The organism is Pedobacter psychrotolerans (assembly GCF_004340665.1).
GTDB lineage: Bacteria > Bacteroidota > Bacteroidia > Sphingobacteriales > Sphingobacteriaceae > Pedobacter > Pedobacter psychrotolerans.
Genome location: NZ_SLWO01000002.1, coordinates 619,004 through 643,565, shown reverse-complemented (window position 1 = coordinate 643,565; position 24,562 = coordinate 619,004). Strand labels below are relative to the sequence as shown.

Genomic DNA, 24,562 nt, shown 5'->3' with positions numbered 1-24,562 from the left:
AAGTTCCTGAATCAAGTTCAGGAGGACGACTCTTCGTGGGTTCAAAAGGATGATTCAAAAGGAATTAAGTCGCTAAATTTTATTCCCTCAGCTTAATCTTCAACACGGTAAAAGAATAAGCCGGAAGTTTTAATACATCATTTACATTTACGTTTGAAGTGACTGGTTTGATCAGTCGCTCTGATGGATTACCAGAAATCTCTGTTTTTAAAACCATATTATCGCTCTTAAACTGACCGCCCAGATCTAGCGTAGTATTCACTTCAACAGGCAACAGGTTAACCAACTTGACGAAAAGTTCGTTGGTTTTGGTATTTTTCACAACCGAAAAAGCAATTCGTTTACTCACCTGATCCTGATCATTTGATAATTTTATTTCTCCAGGAAGATACTGATCACCGGCATGGCTACCATAAAGTTGTTGCACAAAATAACCTGTGGTTGGTTTAACTTCGCTGTTGTTGAAATAAATTAAATCCGGATTCCATTGCGTATGTCCTTCTTTTGCAATCAGCGGTGCGTAAGAAGCCATGCTGACTATATCTCCATTCCTCTCCAGTGAGGTTAAATATAAAGCTTCAGCCAAAGCCGTTTCCAGGTTGGTTTTATTTCCTCCGGGTAAACTTGCAGCATATTCACCTAAATAAACTTTTGATTTCAACCTATCATACTGATCGTAAAAATTTTGGTTGTTGATAAACCATCCGGGCGACTGATAATAGTGTTCATCAATAATCGGGACTTTTAAATCTGTGGCAATTTTCCAGCCTTCCTCATAATCTGTACCTTCAAAAAATGGACCTGCCGTACCAATAATGGTAATTTCAGGATGTTTTTTTCGCAGTGCCTGATAAATCATCGTAAAGCGTTCTTTAAATACCTGGGTAATCTGATCTTCATTTCCAATCCCGATATATTTTAAATTAAAGGGTTTCGGGTGACCTGCTTCAGCTCTTTTTTTGCCCCATGTGGTATTCACACCGCCATTGGCATATTCTACCAAATCTACAATATCCTGAATATACTGGTCCATCTCTTCCATCGGGATCCCGCCTTGCTGACCGCCACCACCTGTGCCTGAATTTTGGCAAGGTACTGCTGCGGCAATTACCGGAACAGGGGCCGCACCAATGTCTTCGCAAAACTGGAAGTATTCAAAATAGCCTAATCCCATGGTTTGATGATAGCCCCAAAGGTTGCGGTCTGGTTTCCGTGTTTCTAAAGCACCGATCGTGTTTTTCCATTTGTAAATATTCTGAATGCCATCTCCATGGGCTAAACATCCGCCAGGAAAGCGAACGAATTTAGGGTGGATATCGGCAATTAATGTCGCAAGATCAGCTCTTAAGCCATTTTTATGCCCTTTAAATGTTTTCTGAGGGAATAAGGAAACCATGTCAAAAGCAAATTTTCCCGTAGCCAGTGGAATGATTTCTAGTCTGGCATCTGTTGCATCTGCTGATGGATAGAAAGTAGCACTCACTTTTTTCCAGGAAGTGGTATTTTTTAAAGTAAGTTTAGCTAGAATACCTTTTGTATTGCTGACCAAACGCACTTCAAAATCAGAAGTAAGCCCAGCCAATTGCTTGCTGAAAGCAGAAAAAAGATAAGCATCTCCTTTTTTAACAGCTATCCCATCAAAACCTGTATTAGTTAATGCGGCGCCAGCAACTTTAACATCTAAAACTGCATAATGCGGATTGTTTTGATGAATGGGGGCAATTGAATCTACTGTGAAAATTGTCTGTTCACCTTTTAACTTCCACGCAAAACTGCTGTTCCAATTTTTATCATTGAAAGATTTATCACTGGGATTATACTCAAAACCTCTGTTCTGGATCAATTCCGCATAAAGGCCTCCGTCTGCAGCATAATTGATATCTTCAAAAAAGATACCGGTAAGCATGTTACTGATTGCTTTTGCACCTTTTGAATCAATGGTGATTTTAGCATCAACAGGTTTTAATCCAGCGAATCTTTGTGCATCATCTTTTGTGGTTTCACTGTTTTGTTTGGCTTTATATTGCTGTAAATCATAGGCCTGTTGAAGGTCTTTTATTACTGACCAGGCCACGCGATGAGATTGCCCAATGGTACTACCTGAAATATTTGCTGTTTTATTGCTATCATTAAATGCAGATAGTGGTACTTCAACAGCTTTTTCATAAGTAATGAAATCCTTTGTTTTGGTTTGGAAATGTTTGCCTTCTACATCCGCATAAGTAATGGTATATTCATCTTTCAGTTGATCAAAATTCACAACAGGCTTAAGTACATTCTTTCCCATCGCAACGTATGGATAATGCTGAGGGCCCCAGTTAATTAAGTTTTTTGAAGTGGCTATTGCAAACTGATTGGTTTGATCATTTAAACTCCATGCACAAACCCATTCACCATTCCGGCCCCTGATCACATAAGGTGAAATCATCTTTTTTTCACTTCCCCACCTACCATAATCGCTTTTTAAAAACAGGTATCCTTTACCAATTGATGTCCAGTTGGTTTGATCACGACTCCAGGCGAAGCGCAAGCCATTCGCATTATAAGAAAAGAGATAAGCAGAATCTGGCTCATCTGTTAATTTATTTTCCTTTGCCATTAAATCGGTTGACATCAGCAATAAACAAGCTGCAGCAGAAAAAATTATAGCAAATAAAAATTGGAATCTAAGGTGAAACTTCATTGGTCTGCAGTTATTTGGTTAAAATGCGAAGACCAAAATAAATAATAATCGTTAGTTTGACGATTATTATTTTGTATTTATTTCGTTAACCTGTTTTGGTTGTGGTTCAGACTAGATTGCGAGCGAATGAAGTTGAGTGTTCAAGCAGTTTTACACCCTACCTCAATAAAACTCTTGGTAACGCCCTTTCCCTTCCAGGGGAAAGGTGCCGATAGGCGGATAGGGGGCTTCTCCGCCCTGCATGATGTAAAAACGTAAATAATAATCGAACGCTGGTTTTGTACATTTATAAAAATTAAACGCAACGCTATAATTTAATCAATAAAACTATTCTTTTAGCAGTGCATCAATTTCAGTATTAAACTCCTTTACAAAATCAGTATAATATTTTCCGGTTGCCGGTCCGCTGTAGCCAGTATGAATTTGCGCTACTTCACCTTTTTTATTAATGATGATAGTGGTTGGGAAGGAGACGAAATTATTTAGCGCAGGTAAAGATTCAGCCACTATTTTTTTATCTGGCGTGCCTGCAATAACCTGGTCATATTGAATATCAAATTTATCTCTGAATCGGGTTAAAGCTTTCCGTACATAGGCTGAATCCAGTTGTCTTTCATAATGAATGCCAATTACTTCTATGCCACGATTACGGTTTTCCTTATACCAGGGTGCAATAAAGGAAGCTTCATCAACACAATTTGGGCACCAGGTACCTGTAATGGTAAGAATGACCACCTTATTTTTAAATTTTTCATCACTAAGCGATACTTTTTTCCCGTTTACATCCGGAAAGGAGAAATCAAGTGTCTTGTAACCATCCTTTAAGAAAGTTAATTTATAGGCATCTGGTAAGGCTGCATTTTGATTTTGTTTTCCTGTGAAGGGGGTATTTCCTCTTGCACTAACTGTTTCTCCTGTTATTGATCCATCCGTTGAAAAACTTCCTTTGTAATAAGATGGACTGGAGCCGATAAAGCTGGATAAATAAAAATCATTGCCTTCCACTATCCCTTCCAGATAACGCGAATCACCCGTTACCCTTAAAAATGTTCCGGTTAATTTATTGCCATTTTGTTTAAACAGTCCGACTGCATTTTCATCTTTTCCTGTAGAAGATTTGAAAGTGACATCATATTTGCCAGAAAAATCTGCGGCAGCATTTTTTCCATTTGGTTTGAAACGATATGGATTACCTCTGCTTGCATTTACCGCCAAAGGTTTACCGGACCCATCTTGTTTCCTAAGTGTTCCTACCAGCGAATCACCTGCAATTTTAAAGGCAAGCTCATTATCAAACTGATCCAAAGCAACTAAAATGGAGTCTGCAGTTTGTTTAACAATGCCACCATCAAAGCGTTCTTCACCATTCAAAAAGATCAAATGAGGCTTAGCATCGCTTTTTGTAATTTCAAAATTAAAGGGAACTTCAATACCAGGTTTAATTTCAAATACGCCCCGCCATTTGCCATTCGGAACAAATGATGTGGTTAATTTATGGGCAGTAGCTGATTGTTTTTTCTGTGTTTGTGCTTGTAAAATCTGCGGCAGCATAAAGGCTGGTAACAGAAATAGTAATGATTTTATATTCATGGGATATTTAAGCTCTATTGATAATGAGACAAATGTAAGCATCATAAAAGCATGGAAAAAATATTTTCAATAAAATCTATAGAATTTGTAGTCATTATGATTTTTATATTATCTTTGCCGCAGTTATTTTAAAATGCTTATCAAGAAAGGTGGAGGGAATGGCCCTGTGAAACCTTAGCAACCAGCCTGAATTGGATATGGTGCTAATTCCATCCCAAAGTAATTTGGGTAAGTTAAGTCAGTTGAATGCAAAGTATTAATATATATATGAGAGCACTCCTGATTTTACGGGCGTGCTTTTTTTGTAGATCAGCTTCGCCAGAAATGGTAAGTAAGGGTTATATAGTTAAAAACAATTTGATGGAAAAAACTAACAAAAAACAATCTATTCACTCAGGTCATTTAAAAACCTTTTTACACCTTCGAATGCGCAAGGGTATTTGTTGCTGTATGAGGCTATAAATACCAAATCAATAATTAAAATCAATAAATATTCACGTTTGTAAAAAAATCGCCTGATAGCGAAGTGGAATTACTTTGCCCTGATTTTTTACATCCATCCTGCTAACTCATCATTAATCAATCCTATTATGTTCAAAAAAATTAAGCTATTGGCAATAGTATGCTTGCTTTTGCTTTCCTCACTCGTGCATGCCCAAAATATTAATATCTCCGGTACGGTTAAAAGCGCTTCGGGCGAAACGCTGCCGGGCGTTTCTGTATTTGTTAAGGGGACAAAACAAGCCGTAACAACCAATAATAATGGTGCATTTACTATTTCAGTTAGTGGAACAGGTACACTGGTTTTCTCTTATATCGGTTTCGCAACCAAAGAGGTGTTGGTTACCGAAAGTTCAAACGCATTAAATGTTACTTTAAGTGATGGGGAAAACTCATTAGATGAAGTGGTGGTAACCGCATTAGGGATCTCCAAACAGAAAAAATCATTGGGCTATGCCATTCAGGAATTAAAAGGCGAGAGTTTAACGGAAGCAAGGGAAACCAATCTGGTAAACGCACTTGCCGGTAAAGTTGCCGGGGTAAGGGTAACCAATAGCCAAGGCGATATGGGTTCTTCCCGGGTGGTGATCAGGGGCGAAACTTCTATCGCCGGAAATAATCAGCCACTTTTTGTAGTTGATGGTATTCCGGTAGATAATTCGCAGCTCAATTCAGCCGGTGCAAGAGATTATGCAAATGCCATATCGGATATTAATCCTAACGACATTGAATCCATCAGTGTGTTAAAAGGTCCGAATGCAGCGGCTTTATATGGATCCAGAGCTGCAGCGGGTGTAATTATCATTAAAACCAAATCAGGAAAATCGAAAAAAGGATTAGGGATATCTTTTAATTCTAATGCAGTATTGGAAAGTATATTAACCCTGCCGAAATATCAGGATGTATTCGGACAAGGATCGGAAGGGAAATTTAGCTATGTGGATGGTAAAGGTGCGGGCGTAAACGATGGTGTGGATGAAAGCTGGGGCCCAAGAATGGATGGAAGGTTAATTCCGCAATTCTTTTCAAAAGGCGTAGCGGTTCCATTTGTAGCCCATCCTGATAATGTAAGGGATTTCTTTCAAACCTGTTACTCACTAACTAATGGCATTTCAATTGAAGATGCTGGTGAGAAATTTGATTATCGATTGTCTTATAATAATCTCAAGCAGGTAGGTATCGTACCCAATTCTGGTCAGGGTAAAAACTCATTTACTTTAAATACTACTTTACGTTTAACACCTAAACTAACCATTACGGCCAATGCCAATTATAGCAAACTTGGCGCTGACAATTTGCCTGGAACCGGCGGATCAAGATCAACCAGTACCATGTTGCAGTTTGCCTGGTTTGGCAGACAGGTTGATATCAATCAATTGAAAAATTACCTGGATGAAAATGGCAATACCTTCAACTGGAACAATAGTTATTACAGCAATCCTTATTGGGTAGCATATGAAAATACCGTGTCTCAAGATAGAAACAGATTAATTGGAAGTATTGGTTTGAACTATAAAATTATTGATGGCTTGAACTTTAACTTCCGGACGGGAACAGATTATTACAATGATCGCCGGAAAATTAAAATTGCCTACGGCACTAATGGAACACCATTTGGATCGTATACTGAGAGTGCCTTTACGGTGAATGAAAATAATACCGATGCTACTTTAAATTATTCAAAGCAATTAAACGATGATTTTAGTTTAGATGTGTTGCTGGGTGGTAATATCCGCTCCAGTTATATCGAACAGAACGATCAAAGTGCGCCACGTTTGGCTGTTGCTGGCTTATATACGTTAAACAATTCCAGAGATCCTTTAACATCATCTAATAATTACAGTAAATTAAAATCTTACAGTGGTTACGCATCAGGTCAGGTTGGTTTTAGAAATTACCTGTTTGCCAATATTACAGCCCGAAATGATTGGTCTTCTACCTTGCCCGCTCAAAACCGCTCCTACTTTTATCCATCTTTTAATGGAAGTTTGGTGCTTACCGAAGCTTTTGATATAAAAAGTGCCATACTGGATTATGCAAAAATACGTGGTGGCTGGTCTAAAGTGGGTAAGGATACATCACCTTATCGTTTAACCAATACATACACATTCTCTGCGCCTTTTGGAGCAAGCCCACAACTCAGCCCATCTGGAACAGATTTCGACCCGAATTTAAAATCAGAAACCACTACTTCATCAGAATTGGGTGCTGAGGCAGTCTTTTTTAACAAACGACTTCGTTTTGATGTGAGTTTATATAATACGAACAGTTACAATCAAATTTTAAATGTTGATGTGAGTCCGAGTACAGGTTTCAGATCGAAAAATATAAATGCCGGAGAAATTAATAATAAAGGTATTGAAGTTCAGCTGGGTATTACACCGGTGAAAAAACAATTTACCTGGGATATTGATGTAAACTATGCGGCAAATAGAAGCAAGGTGGTTGAATTGGATCAGGAAGGTTTACTGCAAAATTATGTAATAGCCACCAATTCAGCACAAGTAATTGCCACAGTTGGCCAGCCTTATGGAACACTCTTTGGCAATGCCTTTTTAAGAGATGGCAATGGCAACATTGTAGTAAATGCTACAGGTGCACCACAAACTGATCCTACCAAAAGAGTTTTAGGAAAGTATACACCAGATTGGATTGGCGGAATTTCAAATACTTTTAGCTATAAAGGCTTTAGTTTAGGTGTATTGATTGATGCCAGTTTTGGTGGTTCTATTTATAATGGTACTTATTCTACAGGTACTTATACAGGTGTTTTAGCCTCTACATTGCCTGGAAGAGGCGCAGAATTTGGCGGAATTTCTTATTACTACCCCGAAAATTTAAAGGCAAACGGAGCGGTTAGGCTAGCCAGTGGTACCAATGCGCCGGCAGGTGCAACCGTTTACGATGATGGGATGATCTTTGATGGGGTAACTGCTGATGGCAAGCGGAATGAAAAAATTCTTTCGGCACAAACCTATTATAAATCATTCCGAACCATAGATGAGGCAAATATTTTTGATGCGTCTTATGTGAAACTTCGTGAAATAAAATTAAGCTATAATTTACCTGTAAAATGGATTAAGTCACTGAACTTGCAAGGTGTATCGGTTGCGTTGGTGGGTAGAAATCTGGCCATCCTTCACCGCAATGTTGAAGATATTGATCCGGAAGTTGCTTTTAATACCGGCAACGGACAAGGTTTGGAAAGCCTTTCAAACCCAACCACACGTACTTACGGAATTAACCTGAACATTAAATTTTAATCTTCCCATCATGAAAAAAAATATTATATATAGTCTGATTGCACTTTCTATTTTCGCAACATCCTGCAAAAAAGAATTGGATGAGGTCAACATTAACCCAAATGTAACTGAGAATGCACAGCCGGATTATTTGTTAACTGCTGCCATCAAAAATACAGCTGATGCCTACTGGGGTACCACCAATAACATGAACTCCAGCCTACTCTTTGTTCAACAATGGGCAAAAGTACAGTATACGGAAGAAGATAGGTTTATTTATACCAACAGTAGCTTTACTACACTTTGGTCTACCTTGTATTCAACCAGTATTAATGGTTTAAACAAAATTATAGAGATTGGAAATACAACCAGTAATCCAAATTACACAGGTGTGGCTTTAACTTTAAGATCATGGTCGTTTTTATTGCTTACCGATGCTTATGGCGATATCCCATACAGTCAGGCAGGAAAAATAAAAGAATTTATCACCCCTGCTTATGATAAACAAAAGGATGTTTATGACGGCTTACTGAAAGATTTGAAAACGGCAAAAAACACTTTAGATCCTTTCGGGAAAGCTATTGCCGGAGATGTGATTTACAATGGCAATATTACCAGATGGAAGAAATTGGCGAATTCGCTAAGGTTACGGATTGCACTTCGAATAGCAGATCAGGAACCAGCCAAGGCGAAGGAAGTGTTAGACGATATTAAAAATGACGGTGATGCTTATATTAGTGAGAACGCTGATATTGCCCAGTTAATTTATCAGAGTTCACCACAGCAAAACCCGGTGAGTGCACTGTTTGATACCAGGGATGATTACCGGATTAGCAAAACCATTGTAGATAAATTATTAAGTCTGAACGATCCACGTTTACCGGTTTATGCCAGTAAAACGCAAACAGCTACGCCTGAAGAATATGTGGGTTTGCCTAATGGTTTAACCAATTCTGAAGCCAGCAGTATTGGTTTTGCTAAAACCTCCAAACCGGGCGCTTATTTTCTGACACCTCAATCACCAGCTGTAATTTTTAGTTATGCAGAATTATTGTTCGATCGGGCAGAGGCGGCAGCAAGAGGTTTCACCACCGAGAATGCAGCAGATTTATACCAGCAAGGGATTGTGGCATCTTTAAAGCAATTTGGGATTTCTGATGCTTTAGTCGCCAATTATGTAGCACAGGCAGCCACTCAATATGATGCAACGAATTACAAAAAATCAATCGGTGAACAAAAATGGATTGTACTCTTTGGTCAAGGTCTGGAGGCCTGGGCAGAAAGACGCAGATTGGATTACCCTCAACTTACGCCATCGGCAAATACCGTTTTGAATGGACAAATTCCGGTACGCTTTATCTATCCAGGAACGGAACAATCACTAAACGGACAGAGCTACAGGAATGCAGTAGCCAGCCAGGGGGCAGATTTGTTAACCACCAGATTATGGTTTGATGTAAAATAATCTTCTTGTAAAACTTCGAAGCCGCTTTAGCAATTGTTAAAAGCGGCTTTTTTGTGCAGTGTTCTCATCTTGCTCACGCTCGTTTTCAAAGGGTGTGTGACTAAAAGGCCATATTTATGGTATAGAAACAATGTTTGTATCGGTGCTTTAATACCTCATCAGTAAATCTCAAACTATACAAAAAACTGTTGACGATACAATCGTAGAACTATAATGCACTCGTTAGAAACGAGTGCAGGCGTTAAGTGTTCGCAACACTTTGTTCATGCTCGTTTTCAACGAGCGTATAATATTAAGCCATATCTATAGCATAGAAATAATATCTGTATCGGTGCCGTAATATCTCATCAGTAAATATCAAACTATACAAAAAGCTGTTGAGGATACAATCGTAGAATTATAATGCACTCGTTAGAAACGAGTGCAGGCGTTAAGTGTTCGCAACCCTTTGTTCACGCTCGTTTTCAACGAGTGTGTAAATAGAAGGCCATATGTATGGCATAGAAACAATGTTTGTATTGGTCCGTAATATCTCATCAGTAAATATCAAACTATACGAAAAGCTGTTGACGATAAAATCGTAGAACTATAATGCACTCGTTAGAAACGAGCGCAGGCGTTAAGTGTTCGCAACACTTTGTTCACGCTCGTTTTTAACGAGCTTGAAAATAGAAGGCCATATTTATGGCATAGAAACAATATTTGTATTGGTCCCGTAATATCTCATCAGTAAATATCAAACTATACAAAAAGCTGTTGTCGATACAATCATAGAACTATAATGCACTCGTTAGAAACGAGTACAGGCGTTAAGTGTTCGCAACACTTTGTTCACGCTCGTTTTTAACGAGCGTGAAAATAGAAGGCCATATTTATGGCATAGAAACAATATTTGTATTGGTCCCGTAATATCTCATCAGTAAATCTCAAATTATAAAAAAAGCTGTTGACGATACAATCATAGAACTATAATGCACTCGTTAGAAACGAGCGCAGGCGTAAACCGAGGTTACTAAATCTGTTACATCAAATTTCTAGAAATCATATAGACGATTGCTATCTTGTGCAATTCGAAATTTTGACACCATGAAAAAAATAATTCTTACGCTGATTCTTTCTCCATTTTTATTCATAGCTGCTTTTGCCCAAAATAAACCTGCTTTCTGGGATGATGTACAAACGATTAAAAAATACGATCAAATGTACAAGGCTCCGGTTCAACCCATATTGTTTGTAGGCAGTTCATCCATTCGTAAATGGGATGATCTCAACCAGGTATTTGCTAAATATAATGTGCTTAATCGTGGTATTGGTGGCGCGGTAACCAACGACATTACTTTCTATCTGAATGATATTGTTTTCCCTTATCATCCACGCCAAATTGTACTTTATGTAGGTGAAAATGATTTGCCAAATGAAAAAACCACGCCAGATTCTGTATTGAACAGAACCATCACGCTGTATAAATCAATAAGAGCTACCTTGCCTAATACACCAATATTATACATTTCCATTAAACCCAGCCCAAGCAGAGCGGCATTTAAAGAAAAGGCTATAGCTTCTAATGCATTGATCAAAGCTTTTCTATCTAAAGAAGCCAACACCAAATTTGTAGATGTGTACGGTTTAATGTTAACGAAAGAAGGCAATTTACGTCCGGAACTTTTTGTTGAGGATATGCTGCACATGAATGCTGCGGGATATGCCATCTGGAGAAAAGCGGTTGAACCACATTTATTGAAAAAGTAGTTTAGGATGAAGCCGGTGATTTGATGTCACTGAATTTTCCTACATTAACAAAATCATCACATTGACATCATTACGTATTTCGTACATTTGAAACTTTATCTCTAAAGATTCCCGTATATATGTCGATAAAATTCTACCTGCCCATTATCCTTTTATTATTATTTAGTTTCTCTGTTTCCGCTCAAAACAAATTCACGCTAAGTGGTACCATCCGTGATGGAAGCTCTGGTGAAACCTTAATCGGTGCTACGGTTAAAATATCCGGACCGGCTAATGCGGGCACGCTAACCAATAATTATGGTTATTTTGCACTAACCCAAACCGAAGGAACGTACACTGTTACCATCAGCTATACGGGTTTTGTACCGATTACAAAAAGTATTAACCTGAATAAAGATACCAAACTTAATGAGGAGTTAAAAAGTACAAACGATCTGGCTGAAGTAACTGTAAATGCCAATAACCGCAAAAATGAGAACGTAAAAAGTGCGCAGATGGGTTTGGAACGGATCGATATGAAATCCTTAAATTCTATTCCGGTTTTATTGGGAGAGAAAGATGTTTTAAAAACCATTCAATTATTGCCTGGGGTAAAATCGGGCGGAGAAGGAAATACAGGTTTCTATGTACGTGGCGGTGCTGCCGATCAAAACCTGATTATCCTGGATGAAGCAGTGGTTTACAATTCATCACACCTTTTAGGTTTCTTTTCTACCTTTAATGCTGATGCCATTAAAGACGTAAGTTTATACAAAGGCGGAATGCCAGCACAATATGGCGGTCGTTTATCATCTGTTTTGGATGTTAAAATGGATGATGGAAACAATAAGGAATTTAAGTTTCAGGGTGGAATTGGTTTAATTGCCTCCCGCCTAAAAGCCGAAGGACCTATTGTAAAAGATAGGGGCTCTTTTATGGTCAGTTTCAGGCGGACTTATATCGATCTTTTTTTACGGGCTTCTCCTGATTCTTCCATCAATGGCAGTACGCTGAACTTTTATGATATTAATGCCAAGGCGAATTACAAAATCAATGATAAAAATACCATTTACATTTCTGGTTATTTCGGTAAAGATAACATTGGTGTTAAAGATTTATTTGAAAACAACTGGGGAAATGTAACCACCACTATTCGTTTGAATCATATTTTTAACGATCGCTTGTTTTCAAACACTTCCCTCATTTACAACAATTATAACTACACCGTAAAGTTGCTGAATGATGTTACCAATTTTAAGGCGACATCATTGGTACGTGATTTTAATTTTAAGGAAGATTTTCAATATTTCAGTAATCAGCATACGCTTAGATTTGGTTTAAATGCCACGCACCACCGTATATCTCCCATCGATATTACGACGACCAGCGAAGAATCACAGGTAAATCCGCTTGCACAAGAAAAACGTTATGGATTGGAAAGTGCGGCCTATGTATCAGATGAATGGGCAGTAAATGATAAGCTTAACTTTTTATATGGTGTACGCCTGGCTGCTTTCTCTTTATTAGGTCCAGGCAATTTTAGTGAGTACGATGCTGAAGGAAATATCAACCAGACGGATCAAGTGAGTAATGGGAAATTCTATAAAAATTACTTCAATCTGGAGCCTCGTTTTTCTGTGAGTTATTTGTTCAATGAACGAAACTCAGTAAAGGCATCATATAACCGAAACACACAAAACATTCATATTTTAACCAACGCCACATCCAGTTCACCAACCGATCAATATGTGTTGAGCAGCAACAACATTAAGCCTGAAATTGCAGATCAGGTAGCTTTGGGTTACTTTAAAAACCTGGATGAAAATAATTATGAACTGTCTGGTGAAGTGTATTACAAATGGATGCAAAATCAGATTGATTATAAAAATGCGGCGCAACTGCTGGCCAATTCAAATGTAGAATCAGAATTGCTTTACGGTACAGGCAGGGCATATGGTTTGGAGTTGTTCTTTAAAAAGAAATTCGGAAAGCTAAATGGCTGGGTAGGTTATACCTTATCAAGAACGGAACGAAAATTTGCGCAATTGAATAATGGAAACTATTTTCCGGCAAGGCAAGATCGTACGCATGATGTATCAGTTGTTGGTATTTATAATCTGAATCAACGCTGGACTTTCTCCTCCAGCTTTATCTACAGCACCGGTAATGCCGTTACTTTTCCAGCAGGTAAGTATGTGGTTGGCGGACAGACGGTATACTATTATACGGAAAGAAATGCAGGCAGAATGCCTTACAATATGCGATTGGATTTAAGTGCTACGCTGGAAGGTAAACGTAAAGGAAGATTTCAGTCCAGCTGGAATTTTGGTGTTTACAATGCCCTGAACCGAAAAAATCCATATTCAATCGAATTTATTAACGATCCGAATGAACCGGGTAAAACAGCTGCAGAGCAAACTTCTCTTTTTGGAATTATTCCTTCCATAACCTGGAATTTTAAATTTTAATCCATGAAAAAAAAATATTTAATATACCTGTTAACGGCCATTATTGGTCTGTCATCCTGTAAAAAAATCATCCAGATTGATACCAATAATGCCGAACCTCAGTTGGTTATTGAGGGAAAAATATCAGACAGACTAATTGAACAGCAGATTTTGATCAGTAAAACAGTTGGTTATGATGAGATAGGAGTTTACCCCAAAGTGTCTGGCGCTACAGTGAAGGTGAGCGATAACATTGGTAAAACTTATGTTTTTACTGAGAAGGCACCCGGTGTTTATGTGAACAGAATGCAGGGTGTTTCTGGTGTTACCTATAAAATGGAGGTAACCGTTGAAGGTAAAAATTACCAGGCCAGTTCAAAAATGCCTGACCTCGTTAAGCTGGATTCCATTGGTGTGATTACGAATAACTTTTTCGGAAATGAGCGTAAAACAGCTGCTGCCTTTTTGGTTGATCCTGCAAATGAAACTAATTTTTATCGTTTTAACCTTTATGTAAATGGCCTTTTTTCTGATCGGATTTATGTGAACAATGATCGCTTAACCAATGGCAATAACCTGCGGATTCAATTGTATTATGAAGCAAATGATGATGACGATGAGGGGTTAAAAAGTGGCGATAATATCAGTATAGAAATGGAGGGTATTGACTCCAATATTTTTAATTATTGGTATGCATTAAGCGAGCAGTCTGGTGGAGGCCCGAATCAAGGTACCACGCCTTCCAACCCTACATCTAATATTTCTAACGGTGCTTTAGGCTATTTTAGCGCGAATACTTTTCAAAGGTTGAGTACAACAGTGAAATAAATATACTGATTTTGTAATATTAAAACTCCTTTAAAATTTCATTGTTTTGAGTGTATGAAAGTATTTATAAGCGGTAACATTGCACAGGTTGGTATAGCGCAGCTAAAAGAAAAAAACATAGAAATTACCCAGTGGGATAAGGATAGACAAATTACTGCCGAGGAGTTAATTGAGGCTTGTAAAGGTCAGGATGCATTGGTGAGTGTTGGCCCCAATAAAATTGATGCTAAGTTTTTGAATGCTGCTAAACATTTAAAAGTCATTGCGCTTCATTCCGTAGGATTTGATCAGGTGGATGTAGATGAGGCAAAAAAATTAAATATTCCGGTTGGAAATACACCTGGTGTTTTGAGTGGCGCTACGGCTTCTGCTGCTTTTTTATTAATGCTGGCCGTTTCCAGAAAAGCATTTTACCTGCATAAGAAAATCATAAATGGTAACTGGCAAAATTACGAGCCTACGCCAGAATTGGGTATAGAGTTAAATGGTAAAACTCTTGGTGTTTTTGGTTTGGGAAAAATCGGACTGGAGATGGCTAAAAAATGTGCAGGCGCTTTTCAGATGCCTGTCATTTACCACAATCGGTCTCGAAACGAAGATGCAGAAAAAGAGATCGACGCAAAATATGTTTCCTTTGAAGAGCTGCTCGAACAGAGTGATGTCATCAGTGTCCATACTGCCTTAACGGATGAAACCAAGGATAAATTTTCAATAGATGTTTTCAAAAAAATGAAACCGACTTCAATATTTATCAATACGGCCAGAGGTGGCATTCACAATGAAAAAGACTTAATTCAGGCATTAGAAGAAAAAATAATCTGGGGTGCAGGTTTAGATGTAACCAATCCTGAACCGATGGATAAAAATAACCCGCTGTTAAATATGGATAATGCTGCAGTTTTGCCTCATATTGGATCAGCAACTGAAGAAACCCGTGATGCAATGGCAAAGCTCATCGCCGAAAATATTCTGGCCGGATTGAACGGTGATAAATTGCCATATCCCATTTGGTAAGGGATATTAAACAATCGCTATTTACTTCCTTCAGAGGGATGCCCGCAGGGCGGGGTGGTTTTCCCGCAGATTAAAAATGATTTAAGGCGCGGATGTAAATGGATTTAAGTTTTATAGAGCAGGTGTTTTAGATCTGCGTACAAATTGGCGAGAAACTTCTTTATATATAAATAAAAAAGGCTCGAATGCATAAGCACTCGAGCCTGCTATTATATAGCTATTAATTTTATTTAACCGTATATCTTAACACCGATCTGCCTAAATTTCCATTGGCATCAATTCCTTCAATAATCACTTTATACTGACCCTTCCCATCTGCATTATAAAATTCAAAAGATGAATTTCCGGTTGCATCTGTAATGATTTTAGGGTTCCAGTAAATGGTTGTTCTTAAATCATTTTTGTTCATGTTTGCCGGAACATCATATTTGGGTGAATAAAACTGTTTCTCTTTGTTATAGCCTTGAGGAGAAAAAGTTACTTCGTAGTTTTTAGGGAGCAGATCCAGCAATTGTGCTTTTGAAATTTTTGTTCCTTTTGGCGCTTTTTTCTGGTTAAATACAATCACCCCATTTACATTATTAGCACGATTCACTAAACCCAATTCATCCCTTAAAAACACTTCAATAGATTCGATTTCATTTGGATTTAAAGTGTTAATCTGGTTTACATCAACACTCATTCCATTAATAAAAATCCCCATCGGAATTTTTTTACCAGCATTAAAGTCTCTGGTTACATAAAAGTTATTGTCCTGATAAGTAACACCGGCAAGCATACCCTGCAAACAATTAATTAATAAAGCACAACCTTGTAAACGGTCACCTGTTATTTCATGATCAGCCATTTGGCTAAGCCCGGTTAAAGCAGGATAGTCTTTATGGCTCACTTTTGGTGTAACAGCCGCCTTAATGGTAACGTCTTTTAAGGTGTGTAAATAAGAATACTGTTTTCTGCTATTATCTAAATAAGTAGTAAGGGCACTGTCAATGTTTAAAACTTCTTCTGCTGCGCTAAAATTCCGGGTTAGGGTTGGTACAGGAGATCCGTTTAAGCTGATGGCCATAGCTTTGTAATTCGGGTTATATTTAGCTGTGATGGTTACTTTAGAAGAATCATTCAATACTAAATTCTTAAATCTGAAGTTTCCAACCGGATCTGTTACACCTTCCAGGTTAAAACGTTTATCAGGAATGGTAAGCAACAACTGACCTTTCCTTACCGGAATACCATTATTCATTCTCAAAATGCCGGAAACTTCTATGCCTTGTTCAGGAATAAAGCTAATTTTTGGTAAGTTGCCCGCCAGTACATCTGTATATTTAAAACTGCGGTAACCTTGAGTAAGCAAGAGCACATCCAGATCAGCATTCTTTTTAGCATCAGGTGTATTAAAATAATAACTTGGTTTTTCTACATAACCTTTAATATCACTACTCAGTAACAATCCGGTTAAGATGGTGCTTAAAGCATCCTCATTTGCAGGTACTTTTGTTTCGTCTACTACCGCTACAGAGAAATTTCCTTCAACAGGTGCTCCGTCTTTTTTTGCAGATACATTAATCTTCACCTTTTTCTTTACGCCATAAGCTGGAGCGGCAGTGGTTAAAGTCACAGCCATATTATTTTTGTGCTGAACAAAAGTTAAGCGCTCACTCAGCGGCTTACCCGCTTCAGTAAATAAGGTGAACTGTGCAATACCAGATGGAAATTTAGACTTTAAAATACTGGTACTATATTCTTTATTTGATAAGGCGGTTTGAGCACCATAACAAATTACGCCTTTACTTTGCGCCACTAGATAGAGCTTTTTGCCTTTATTTTCTTCGAAAAAGCTATCGTTAGAAATGATTTTGACCTGAATGTTTTCAGCATCGGTATTATCAACGGTAACTTTAATGCCCTTTTCATTAACTGCAGGGAGATTATAAGTCTCGGTTGTACCATCAGCATAAGTTACATTGGCTTTATAGGTTTTTCCTTTTTCAGCTAAAAAATCAAAACTACCCATTCCAAGATGCTGAGCATTAAAAGTAGCGATTTGCTTGCCGTCACTATCGGTAACCGTTCCTTTAGCATTAATGCCTAACCCATCACTTTTAATGGCTTTGAAAGCAATTTTGTTTACGAGTCCGGCAATGAGATTTCCACCTTCCGGAAAGAATTGAAAATCTTTGCTTAAGATGGCATTTGCGAGGGTAAAGCTGTTGCTGACTACATCTTTATCTGTGGTATTTATGCTGGTGATTAATTCTCCTTTTTTCAATTGATATTCGGCCTTTTGATTGGCGCTCATCGCAATAGTTAAATAACCATTGGCATCAGTTGTACCCCTGCCTTTAGCAATAACTGTATAACTGGTAACTACCTGCCAGCTGACGTTTCTGTTGGCATAAGGCTTATTATTTGCATCTTTAAACTGTACACGGGCATCAATTTTTTCCTGTTTATCGGTTGATGTATTTTTATAGGTAACATGGGTTTTAACTTCTTTATCAATAGCCTCACCTACGTAGAACGTTTTATTAAAATAGGCTGGGTTATCAAAGTTGAGCATCCACATGGTGTAAGCCCTTACATGATAATTGCCTTGTTTGTAGTTCACCTGATCCAGCGGGAAATTTCCATTTGCAATACCGCCAGTAATAGGCAGTTTTATTGTTTGGATGAGAGAGTCTTTCTGGTTGATTACATCAACATAAACAATCTTACTAATTCCCGATAGCAGATTTTGGTTCTCTGTGACGTAAGCTTTAAACCAAACTGTATCTGCAATGGCATAATAGGGTTTATCGAAATGCAGATAAATTTTCTCTGCCGGATAATCATTAAAGGCTTTGTTGGTTTTGGCAATAAGGGTATTAATGCTAACAGTATCAGTTTGTGCCGATGAAGAAAAATTTATGGTAAGGAGAACAGAGAGGATTAAAAAGGATAGTCTAAAAATTTTCATGAATTGGAAATTAAATACTTAGGTTGTAAATATATCCAATAAAAAATAGCACACCTAAATTGTATGCATCTTTAACACTTTTTTACATTATGTATTCAGAAAATTCACTAAAATTTAAGCATAAAAAAACAAGCTGGTCAAAACCAGCTTGCTCGAAATACTGTGGGATATGAATTTCTTATTTATATTCTATCACAAACTCATTTAAAGGGGTGCGAACTTTTTTAAGATTAACCAGCCAGTCGCCATTTTCATCTCTGTTACCTAGTGGTAATAAAGTTACGCTTTTTAAATGTTTTTGATCTAAGCCCAATAATTCATCAAGTTGTTGGGCATTAAAGCCTTCCATTGGAGTATGATCTACCTTTAATAAGGCGGCCTCTGCAATGGCTATACCAAAAGCCAGGTAAGCTTGTTTTGCTGCATGGTGAAAATTTTCTTCTGCAGATCTCGATAATAAAGTACCTTTTAACTGATTTTTATAGGCATCGGTTGTATCTAAAGGTAAACCACGTTCAGTATTCATTCTATCAAATACTTCATCAATTCCTTCTTCGGTGTAATTATCCTGAGCGGCAAAAACCAATAGGTGAGAAGCATCTACCACTTGCGATTGGTTATATGCTATTGGTAAAATTTGTTCTTTTAATTCCTGGTTTGTGATTACAATAACCTTGAATGGTTGTAAGCCGGAAGATGTTGGTGCCAACTGCGCAGCTTTTATAATTTGATCTACCTTATCTTGTTCTACAGGCTGACCATTCATTTTTTTAACGGCATAACGCCAGTTTAGTGCATCGATTAAGCTCATGGTATGATTAAATTTTACATTCAAATATCTGCTTAAACCAGCTTTGATTTATTGATGTATGATAAGAAAATAAATCTCGTGGAAAAAGCTACACTATTTTTTCTCGGCTTTTTGAATAAGCTTTAAGTCGCTCCGTACTGGAAAATGATCTGATAATTTTGCTTTTTCAATTTGATAATTCAACACCTCAAGGTCTTTTGATGTCGCGATATAATCGATCTGAAAATTTGGAAATTTGCCATTATAAGTAGTACCGAAGCCCAATCCTTTTTTTATAAAAGCATTATTTAAGTTCTCCGTAATCTGGGTAACTACGTATGATGCAGGCGTATCATTAAAATCTCCTGCAATGAGATAAGGTGTTTTACAATTATCCATTTCCTTTTTCATCACGTCTACCTGACTGCTTCTTTTAAGAAAGGCACTTTTTAACATTCTTAAAATACGCTTTGATGGCTGAATCTCCGTATTCATTTCCTTCACTTTATCCAGGTATTCATAATCCTGTTTTTCGAAAGAGATGGACTGAAAATGCACATTATATACCCTTAAGGTCTGGCCTTTAACATCTAAATCAGTGTAGATACTCATGTTTCCAGGGAAGCCCTCAACAAAAGGAATTTTACCCGTAGCTTTAATCGGGAATTTTGAAAAAATGGCTAAACCAATGGCTTCGTATTCATTTTTATTGGTTGGAACAAAGAAGAAATGTTTTGTGTTTAGAATTTTTTTGAGGGTATCTATCGTGTCGAAATCGCCTTTGTAACGGGTGTAAAACTCTTGGAAACAGATAATATCCGGACTTTGATCGTTCACCACTTGGAGTATTTTCTCTTTTACCGATTCATCATTTTCGCCTCCGTAAAGCTTAAAATTATGAACATTATAGGTCATCATTCTAATGCTATTATCGGCCTTTTCGAGTGGGCCTTTATCACCACTAATGGAAAAGGTTGCCCTTAAGGTTTTATAGCCATAAGCGATTACGACCACACTCACCAGTGCAAAAATCCATTTTTTACTGATGCACCACCAGGCAATAAAAATGATATGAAGAAATAAAAAATAAGGATAGGCTAAACCGAAAAAAGCAATAATAGGATGTTCACGCGGATCCATATTACCTGCAACTGTTCCCAATATCAATCCTAAAGCCAAAATAATTGCAATCGGAAATAATAGTTTATCCAGTAAATTATACTTTTTAGTCGACATTAATCTTTGCTTGCTTTGAATAATTTTTCTCTCTCTGTTGCGGTTAATTTATCGTATCCTGACGAAGATATTTTATCTAAAATTGCATCAATTTCCTGTTGCGATACATCTTTAAAAGCAGGTTTTTTAACCGGAGGTTTGTCGTTTTTAACCACGCGTAATTTTGGTTTACGCTCAAATAATTTACTCCAGTCTCGGCCACTTTGTAAGCTTTTAATAAATGCAAAACCTAAAATTGCACCGCCGATGTGTGCTAAATTTCCGCCGGCATTTGCTGATGATAATCCGATGAATGAAATGAAGAAATAAACAATGGCTACCCATTTAATTTTTACTTCACCGATCAACATCATCATAATAGTGTAGTTAGGAACAAGTGTAGCGGTGGCCACAATGATTGCCATTACAGCTGCTGAAGAACCAATAACAGTTTGACCAATAATGCCGCCAGCGAAGGCTGGGAAAATATTTAACCCGGCAATATAAATCAGTGCTCCAATAATCCCGCCAGCCAGATAAACAAAATGGAATTGTCTGCTTTTTAAGAAATTCATAAAGATATTTCCAAACCAGAACAACCCAAGCATATTAAATAAAAGGTGCAGGAAGCCATCATGAAAAAACATGTAGGTAATTACCGTATAAAAGCGAGTAGGAAGCGCAGAAATTGCTGCCGGAACACCAAAGTAATCCCTGATCCATTCATTGATCATTAAATCACTTTTCGCCAGAAATAAAAATACAGAAAGAATAGCCGTAACCAGAAATATAATGGTATTTAAACCAATATAGAGAAACAGCGGGTTGCCAGACTGAAATATTTTAAACTTTAAATCTTTAAAAGTATTATTCATAATAAGTGTAAAAATTGGTGTTTTTATCTTTCCATATCTTCACCAGAATAAAGCCGATTAAGGCCCCGCCCAAATGCGCATAATGCGCAACAGAATCTCCTTCGAACTGGCCTACACCTAAAAACAATTCTACTAAAATGTAAAATGGGATAATGTATTTCGCTTTTACAGGCACCGGAATGAACATAATCATAAGTTCTGCATTCGGATAAAGCATACCAAAGGCAACTAAAAGTCCAAAGATAGCACCTGATGCGCCAACCATGGGTGTGGTGTAGATATCAATTAGTTTTGATAATTGCTGATTATTTAAACCTTTTATATTGGCCTCAACCATACTGGTGGCAAAGTCAACTGAAACTGCTCCTGGATTAACAACAGCTCCGGTTAACTGATAAGTTTCAAATGCCTGTACGCCTAATTGTAGTGCCAATGCACCAAGGCCCGTAATTAAATAAAAAATTAAAAATTTCTTGGCTCCCCAACGCGTTTCCAATAGTGTACCGAAGGAATAAAGCGCAAACATATTAAAGAAAATATGTGCCCATCCACCATGCATAAACATATAGGTGATGGGTTGCCATGGTCTGGCTAATGGTGAATCGAAGTAGAAAGCTCCTAGACTAAAGCCCAATCTGATACCTTTGGTATCGAAATATAAAGTGGCCAGAAAGAATAATATATTGATAATCAGCAGGTTTTTAACTACTGGTGGAATATGTATGTTGTTCATTTATCTATGATAATGTTTTGATTTTCACTTTGTTTTTAATTACTGACCATATATTACATTTAAGCAGATATAAGATTAAAAGTATTAAGCATTTTTTTAACCTTGCTATTTAAGCTTTAGTCTTTCAACTTTACTCTTTCCGCTTTAAGCTCTAGTCTTTTAGCTTGTTTTAGCCCTTCTCAAATTTTTTATCCAATTCCGCTAAAGTAATCGTTTGAATAATGGGTTTTCCACTCACGCTAAAGTTAGGCGTTTTGCAGGCAAAAAGTTCATCAATCAGCGTATTCATTTCCTCTTGTTCTAAAGCTGTACCTGCTTTGATTGCACTGTTTTTGGCCAGACTTCTCGCCAGGCGATCACGCTTACTTAACTTTAATTCCTGCTGAGTGTTTTTAAAACCTTCAATTAATTGTTCAAAAAGTTGTGTTTCATTAATATTGCTGCTTCCAAGGTCAACAGGAACACCCTCTACCACCAACGTATTTTTACCGAATTCACGTACATCGAAGCCTAAACTTTTTATATCATCCAGTAAACTTTTAGCCAGTTCGAAATCATTGGCGTTTAAAGTAATGGTTTGTGGGAACAAACTTTGTTGCGAAGCGCCTTTGCGATCATCAAGATGTATGAGAAAACGTTCGTAAAGGATTCGCTCATGTGCCATCTGCTGATCAATGACCATTAAACCCGATTTAATCTGCGAAACAATATAGCGATTATGCAATTGCATGTATTGCTTTTTTGGCGTTTCAATTTCGTTACTATCTTCCGCGTAAATGGATGTTTGTTCTACAATCGGCTGATCTGTAATCTCATATAATGAGCCCCAGTTTTTAGCACTGGGTTTTGCATCGTAATTTCTTGGTGAAGATGCATAGCCTGAAACGGAGCTGCTATCACTGGCAAATGGATTAAAATCAGGATTAAAGTTGATACTTGGCGGAACAATATCTTCCACAGCCTTGTGCGTAATCATATTGCTAAAGCCCGTTTCCTGATCAAAATCTAATGTAGGTGCAATATTATACCGACCAATGGAACGCTTTACCGCCGATTTTAAAATGGCGTAAATGGATTTTTCATCCAGGTATTTAATTTCTGTTTTAGTAGGGTGAACGTTGACATCAATTTTTGCCGGATCAATCTCAATAAATAAGACATAAAGCGGATAACTGTCATCGGGTAAAAGATCTTCAAAAGCAGAGCTTACGGCATGATTCAGATAAGGATCTTTTATAAAACGGTTGTTCACAAAAAAAAACTGTTCTCCCCGGGTTTTCTTCGCGAAGGCCGGTTTGCCGATATATCCTTTTAAGTTAATGATGGTAGTTTCTTCCTCAACCGGAACCAGTCGCTCATTGTAATTGTTTCCAAAAAGATGTACAATCCGTTGTTTCAGGTTTCCTTTTGGAAGGTTGAAGATCTCTGTTCCATCGTGGTGTAAACTGAAAAACACTCCAGGATGCGCCAATGCTACACGTTGAAATTCATCAATGATGTGACGCATTTCCACCGGATTGCTTTTTAAAAAATTTCTTCGGGCAGGCGTATTGAAAAACAGGTTTTTGATGGAGATTTGAGTTCCTGCAGTTGTAGCTACCGGTTCCTGGGCTATTACCTGAGCACCTTCAATAGAAATGCAAGTGCCAATCTCATCTTCATGCCTGCGGGTTTTCATTTCCACCTGTGCAATTGCGGCGATGGAAGCCATGGCTTCACCACGAAAACCCATCGTGCGAATGGCAAATAAATCTTCTGCCTTTTTTACTTTCGAGGTAGCGTGGCGTTCAAAGCACATGCGTGCATCTGTAACACTCATTCCACAGCCATTATCTACGATTTGTATTAGTGCTTTACCAGCATCCTTAATCACCAGTTGTATTTTATCTGCACCAGCATCAATAGCATTTTCAAGCAATTCTTTTACCGCCGAAGCTGGCCTTTGAACAACTTCTCCGGCAGCAATCTGGTTGGCAACAGCATCAGGCAATAAGTGAATAATATCAGTCATGTAATATGGCAATGTGAATGGGCTAAATTATAGAAAATAAGCTTAATGAAACGGATTTGTTTAAAACTCAACATGCAAATGACGGTTATAAAGGTGCTACAAATAGATTAAAATATGATTGTAGTGAATTAGCAATCTCTTTTCAAAGCGTTATTAACCTGAGCAAATGAAATTAAAACGATCCCCTTGCTCCTCCTTGAAAATAAGGAGTGGAGTTAAACTGAACTTTAGTATAATTTCAGTTTATCTTATTAGCAAGATACAAAGATCTCTCCGTTCAGAGATGACTACGCTATTGGTGCGAAAGGGCTTTCTTCATAGCCTTTCCCTTCCAGAGGAAAGGTGCCGATAGGCGTATAGGGGTTAAAACATCATAATGACTGAATGACCTTGCTTTTTTAATGCCGCACTAAATCAGCCAGAGGAAGAATGTGTCGTAAACTCAGTTTATCTTATTAGCAAGATACAAAGATCTCTCCGCTTCGGT

Annotated in this window: 14 protein-coding genes and 1 riboswitch; of the genes, 6 read left to right on the top strand and 8 right to left on the bottom strand. The window is 37.7% G+C overall.

The window, feature by feature from the left end:
• Window positions 1-79: 79 nt before the first annotated feature.
• Together EV200_RS06365 and EV200_RS06360 are read right to left on the bottom strand one after the other, a co-directional pair.
• A complete protein-coding gene (locus tag EV200_RS06365) occupies window positions 80-2,614 on the bottom strand; it encodes an alpha-L-arabinofuranosidase C-terminal domain-containing protein (RefSeq protein WP_229676786.1) in 2,535 nt (844 codons plus the stop codon).
• A 396-nt stretch (window positions 2,615-3,010) separates the two neighbouring features.
• Complete coding sequence (locus tag EV200_RS06360) at window positions 3,011-4,273, bottom strand: peroxiredoxin family protein (RefSeq protein WP_165877876.1); 1,263 nt, start codon at window positions 4,271-4,273, stop codon at window positions 3,011-3,013.
• 134 nt (window positions 4,274-4,407) lie between these two features.
• Window positions 4,408-4,513: riboswitch (SAM riboswitch) on the top strand.
• A gap of 350 nt (window positions 4,514-4,863) precedes the next feature.
• Between EV200_RS06360 and EV200_RS06355 the strand changes: the two genes are divergently transcribed.
• The 6 genes from EV200_RS06355 to EV200_RS06330 all read left to right on the top strand — a co-directional run bounded on the left by EV200_RS06355 (window position 4,864) and on the right by EV200_RS06330 (window position 15,498).
• Entirely contained in the window at window positions 4,864-8,037 is a 3,174-nt protein-coding gene (locus EV200_RS06355) for a SusC/RagA family TonB-linked outer membrane protein (protein WP_132530260.1), read from the top strand.
• Between the two features lie 10 nt (window positions 8,038-8,047).
• On the top strand, window positions 8,048-9,481 hold the full coding sequence (locus tag EV200_RS06350) for a SusD/RagB family nutrient-binding outer membrane lipoprotein (protein ID WP_132530258.1): 1,434 nt from the start codon (window positions 8,048-8,050) through the stop codon (window positions 9,479-9,481).
• Between the two features lie 1,086 nt (window positions 9,482-10,567).
• Complete coding sequence (locus tag EV200_RS06345) at window positions 10,568-11,230, top strand: GDSL-type esterase/lipase family protein (RefSeq protein WP_132530256.1); 663 nt, start codon at window positions 10,568-10,570, stop codon at window positions 11,228-11,230.
• Window positions 11,231-11,349: 119 nt separating this feature from the next.
• A complete protein-coding gene (locus tag EV200_RS06340) occupies window positions 11,350-13,677 on the top strand; it encodes a TonB-dependent receptor (RefSeq protein WP_132530254.1) in 2,328 nt (775 codons plus the stop codon).
• A 3-nt stretch (window positions 13,678-13,680) separates the two neighbouring features.
• A complete protein-coding gene (locus EV200_RS06335) occupies window positions 13,681-14,484 on the top strand; it encodes a DUF4249 domain-containing protein (RefSeq protein ID WP_132530252.1) in 804 nt (267 codons plus the stop codon).
• A gap of 54 nt (window positions 14,485-14,538) precedes the next feature.
• Complete coding sequence (locus tag EV200_RS06330; RefSeq protein WP_132530250.1) at window positions 14,539-15,498, top strand: 2-hydroxyacid dehydrogenase; 960 nt, start codon at window positions 14,539-14,541, stop codon at window positions 15,496-15,498.
• A 226-nt stretch (window positions 15,499-15,724) separates the two neighbouring features.
• Here the strand turns inward: EV200_RS06330 and EV200_RS06325 are convergent, their stop codons facing one another.
• From EV200_RS06325 to mutL, 6 genes are all read right to left on the bottom strand, one after another.
• Window positions 15,725-18,451 (bottom strand): carboxypeptidase regulatory-like domain-containing protein, encoded by a 2,727-nt coding sequence (locus EV200_RS06325; protein ID WP_229676785.1) that lies wholly within the window; start codon window positions 18,449-18,451, stop codon window positions 15,725-15,727.
• Between the two features lie 178 nt (window positions 18,452-18,629).
• Window positions 18,630-19,262 carry an NAD(P)H-dependent oxidoreductase gene (locus EV200_RS06320; RefSeq protein WP_132530248.1) on the bottom strand — a complete coding sequence of 211 codons (633 nt, stop codon included), beginning with the start codon at window positions 19,260-19,262 and terminating at the stop codon, window positions 18,630-18,632.
• A 93-nt stretch (window positions 19,263-19,355) separates the two neighbouring features.
• A complete protein-coding gene (locus EV200_RS06315; RefSeq protein ID WP_132530246.1) occupies window positions 19,356-20,477 on the bottom strand; it encodes an endonuclease/exonuclease/phosphatase family protein in 1,122 nt (373 codons plus the stop codon).
• Window positions 20,477-21,331, bottom strand: a complete 855-nt coding sequence (locus tag EV200_RS06310; protein ID WP_132530244.1) for a rhomboid family intramembrane serine protease — start codon at window positions 21,329-21,331, stop codon at window positions 20,477-20,479. The genes EV200_RS06315 and EV200_RS06310 overlap by 1 nt, the downstream gene beginning before the upstream one ends.
• Window positions 21,324-22,064: a rhomboid family intramembrane serine protease gene (locus EV200_RS06305; RefSeq protein WP_132530242.1), complete on the bottom strand. Its 741-nt coding sequence runs from the start codon at window positions 22,062-22,064 to the stop codon at window positions 21,324-21,326. Before EV200_RS06305 ends, EV200_RS06310 begins: the two co-directional genes overlap by 8 nt.
• Window positions 22,065-22,233: 169 nt before the next feature.
• Complete coding sequence (gene mutL / locus EV200_RS06300) at window positions 22,234-24,075, bottom strand: DNA mismatch repair endonuclease MutL (protein WP_132530240.1); 1,842 nt, start codon at window positions 24,073-24,075, stop codon at window positions 22,234-22,236.
• Between the last annotated feature and the right edge of the window lie 487 nt (window positions 24,076-24,562).